The 596-nt window shown below is 40.1% G+C and carries 1 protein-coding gene; it reads left to right on the top strand.

Going from position 1 to position 596, the window contains the following annotated elements; all coding sequences use genetic code 11:
• Positions 1 to 117: 117 nt before the first annotated feature.
• On the top strand, positions 118 to 596 hold a 479-nt coding region (locus HR060_RS19150), incomplete at its 3' end, for an IS110 family transposase (RefSeq protein ID WP_174201864.1).

The following is a 596-nucleotide window of genomic DNA, read 5'->3' as shown; positions in this document are numbered from 1 at the left end:
TGGCTCCTCAGTTGAGAGACCGATAACAAGAGCGAACACCTAATAGGACTCCAAGCAAAACACTCGAATAGTCTACTGGGTCTCAACCCGCATTACGCAAGCAAGAGTTAGCTTATTATGAATAAACCATTAAATCAAAGCGTTAACGTCGGTGTCGATACGGGCAAGGATAAACTCGATATTTATATTCGCCCACTCGATATATTTTTTACGGTTAACAATAATGAAAAAGGTATCAAAGATGCCATTCAAACCATCAAAACGTATCAACCTGAGCGTGTTGTAATAGAAGCAACGGGTCGCTTAGAAATGAACTTTGTTTTAGCGTGTGATAAGGCTAAATTACCTTATGTTGTTGCCAACCCTTTGCACATAAAACGATTTGCTGGTGCTATTGGTCAACGTGCCAAAACAGATAAATTAGATGCGCAGTTAATTGCCCATTACGCGCAAGCAATTAAGCCTGCTTTATCTCATATCAAGCCTGATGATATGAGGCTTATGGCTGATTTAGTGCTTCGCCGAAATCAGCTGTTAGTCATGCAAACAATGGAAAAGAATCGAATCCAAATTTTACCTAAAGCACTAGCGATGAC

The organism is Marinifaba aquimaris, assembly GCF_013328345.1.
In the GTDB taxonomy this organism is placed as follows: domain Bacteria; phylum Pseudomonadota; class Gammaproteobacteria; order Enterobacterales; family Alteromonadaceae; genus Marinifaba; species Marinifaba aquimaris.
The sequence above is the reverse complement of the archived record's forward strand: the minus strand, read 5'-3'. Positions and strand labels throughout refer to the sequence as shown.